Source organism: Mesorhizobium sp. M7D.F.Ca.US.004.03.1.1 (genome assembly GCF_003998635.1).
Classification (GTDB): domain Bacteria; phylum Pseudomonadota; class Alphaproteobacteria; order Rhizobiales; family Rhizobiaceae; genus Mesorhizobium; species Mesorhizobium loti.
Window position 1 is genome coordinate 1 of record NZ_RZQG01000814.1, and the last position, 2689, is coordinate 2689.

At 65.5% G+C, this 2689-nt stretch carries 3 protein-coding genes; 1 reads left to right on the forward strand and 2 read right to left on the reverse strand.

From position 1 onward, the window contains the following. Positions 1-950, reverse strand: a 950-nt coding sequence (locus EN935_RS30255) for a PLP-dependent aminotransferase family protein (RefSeq protein WP_164771459.1), incomplete at its 3' end; no start/stop codon positions are given. A 104-nt stretch (positions 951-1054) separates the two neighbouring features. Here EN935_RS30255 and EN935_RS30260 point away from each other — a divergent pair. Then, complete coding sequence (locus EN935_RS30260) at positions 1055-1945, forward strand: DMT family transporter (protein WP_109668739.1); 891 nt, start codon at positions 1055-1057, stop codon at positions 1943-1945. Between the two features lie 18 nt (positions 1946-1963). On the opposite strand, the gene EN935_RS30265 is transcribed toward EN935_RS30260, so the two are convergent. Then, the coding region (locus EN935_RS30265; RefSeq protein ID WP_127373933.1) for a zinc-binding dehydrogenase at positions 1964-2689 on the reverse strand (726 nt) is incomplete at its 5' end.

The following is a 2689-nucleotide window of genomic DNA, read 5'->3' on the forward strand; positions in this document are numbered from 1 at the left end:
TTGGAAAAGCTGCCGATATGGACGACGCGGTTGAGACCATCGAACGCCGCCAGCCTGGGCGCCGGCGCATGTTCGAAATCGGCGAAGATATCGTCCTCGACGATGGTCAATTCCGATTGGTCGGCGAGCTTCAGCAGCCGGTGCGCCGTGACCGGCGACAGGATCGCGCCGGTCGGGTTGTGGATGGCGGAGTTGGTGATGTAGAGGCGCGGCCGGTGCTCGGCCAGCGCCTGCGCGAACAGCTCGATATCCGGCCCCGACGGCGTGTAAGGGACGCTGACGACCTTGGCCCGGTGGGCGCGCAGCAGCGCGTGGAAGTTGAAATAGCAGGGGTCGTCGACCAGCACCGTATCGCCGGGTTCGATGAGGAACCGGCACAGAAGGTCGATGGCCTGCGTGCCCGATTCCGTCAACATGATCTGCTCGGGCGAGACTTCGATGCCGTGCCCGGCCATACGCCGCGCCAGCAATTGCCGCAGCGGCGGCAGCCCGAGCGGCGTGCCGTAGTCGGCCAGCGCGATATCGTCGGCGCGCGCCACCGTGCGCAGCGCCCGGCGCAGTCCTGTCTGAGGCATCCACGAGGCCGGCAACCAGCCGCAGCCGGGCTTCAGCATGTCGTCGCCTGCTTCCAGGGACTGGCGCGAGATCCAGAGCGGATCGACGGCGCGGTCGAGGCGGGGGCCGATTTCGGCCAGCGACAGCGGCGCCAGCGAGCCGGCGGCATAGAAGCCGGATCCCGGCCGCGAACGGATCGCACCTTCGGCGGCGAGCCGCTCATAGGCTTCGACCACGGTGGATTTGGACACCTGCATGGATTTGGCGAAGGCGCGGATCGAGGGCAGTCGTGCTCCCGGCGTCAGGCTGCGCGCCGCGATCCGCTGGCGGATTGTCGCCATAACGCCTTCGACGAGCGTTCCGCCGCTCTCGCTTTCTGTGGTCTGCTTGTCCATCCGTACTGCTCTGTTGACCATGACAGTTTTGCATAAGTGTACCGCATTGTCTCTGGCAAAGCCACGGGTTCGGCTCCATACAGAGCCGACAAACGGAGCATAAAATGGACAAGACCGCGGGCGGCTGGGTGAACGGATTCATCGGCGTGTTGATCTTCAGCGGCTCGCTGCCGGCTACGCGCGTGGCGGTGAAGGATTTCGATCCGACATTCCTGACATCGGCCCGAGCGGCGATTGCCGGCCTGCTTGGCCTGGCGCTGCTCGTCCTGTTCCGGCAGAAACGCCCGGGGCGCGGCGATCTGATGTCGCTGGTGATCGTGGCGCTGGGCGTGGTGGTGGGCTTTCCCTTGCTGACCGCTCTGGCGCTGAAGCACGTCACTACGGCCCATTCCATCATCTTCGTCGGCCTGCTGCCGCTGGCGACCGCGATCTTCGGCGTGCTGCGCGGCGGCGACCGGCCGAGGCCGGCATTCTGGTTGTTTTCGTGCGTGGGCAGCGCGCTGGTCGCGGGTTTTGCGCTGACGCAGGGCGTGACCGCCTCGCCGGTGGGCGATGGTCTGATGCTGGCTGCCATCATCGCCTGCGGTCTGGGCTATGCCGAGGGCGCCGCCCTGTCACGCAAGCTTGGCGGCTGGCAAGTGATCTGCTGGGCGCTGGTGCTGTCGCTGCCGATCATGCTGGTGCTGACGCTGATGACCATGCCGCCGTCGTTCGACGGCGTCGGCGTCAGTGCGTGGATCGGGCTTGCCTATGTCTCGCTGTTCAGCATGCTGATCGGCTTCGTGTTCTGGTATCGCGGGCTCGCGCAAGGCGGCATCGCCGCTGTCGGGCAGTTGCAGCTGCTGCAGCCCTTCTTCGGTCTGGCACTGGCGGCGACGCTGCTGCACGAGCAGGTCAGCCCGCTGATGGTCGTCGTCACGCTTGGCGTGGTGCTTTGCGTCGTAGGCGCCAAGCGATTCGCAAAGCAGGAATTGCCACGACGCGCGATCGCCTGATGACGGTGCCGCCCTCTGCTAAAACTTCGTCACCACCCCAATGCCGATGCCCTCGAAGCCGCCCATCGCCACCAAGGCCGCCGGCGCCTCATCGAGGCTGATCTTCTTGCCGACCAGCAATTCGGGCTTGAGCTTGCCGTTGCGGATCATGTCCATCATCGCCTCGTAGCGGTAGGCCTGCATGCCGTGGCTGCCGAGGATCTCGAGCTCGAAGGCGATCACCTTGTCCATCGGCACCTGCGGCCGGGCATGCTCGCCCAGCATCAGGCCGACCTGCACATGGCGGCCGCGCCGGCGCAGATTGGCAATCGAATTGAACGAGGTGGTGGGGTGGCCGAGCGCGTCCATCGACATATGCGCGCCGCCATTGGTGATCTGCTTGACCGCCTTGACCACATTCGGGGTCTTTGACGCATTGATGGTGGCGACGGCGCCGATCTTTTTGGCAAAATCCAGCTTCTCGTCGGTGAGGTCGATGGCGATGACATTGGCGCCCATGGAACTGGCGATCATGATCGCAGACAGGCCGACGCCGCCGCAGCCATGCACCGCGACCCATTCGCCCGGCTTCACCCGGCCCTGATCGACAATGGCGCGAAACGAGGTGACGAACCGGCAGCCGAGGCTGGCGGCGGTGGCGAATTCCATTTCGTCGGGCAAGCGCACGAGATTGGTGTCGGCGTGTTCTATGGCGACATATTCGGCAAACGAGCCCCAGCCGGTGAAGCCAGGCTGCGTCTGGTG

What these genes read in the sequence shown, in the direction of transcription:
- EN935_RS30260 (WP_109668739.1), top strand. Translation starts at nt 1,055, where the DNA reads ATGGACAAGACCGCGGGCGGCTGGGTGAACGGATTCATCGGCGTGTTG.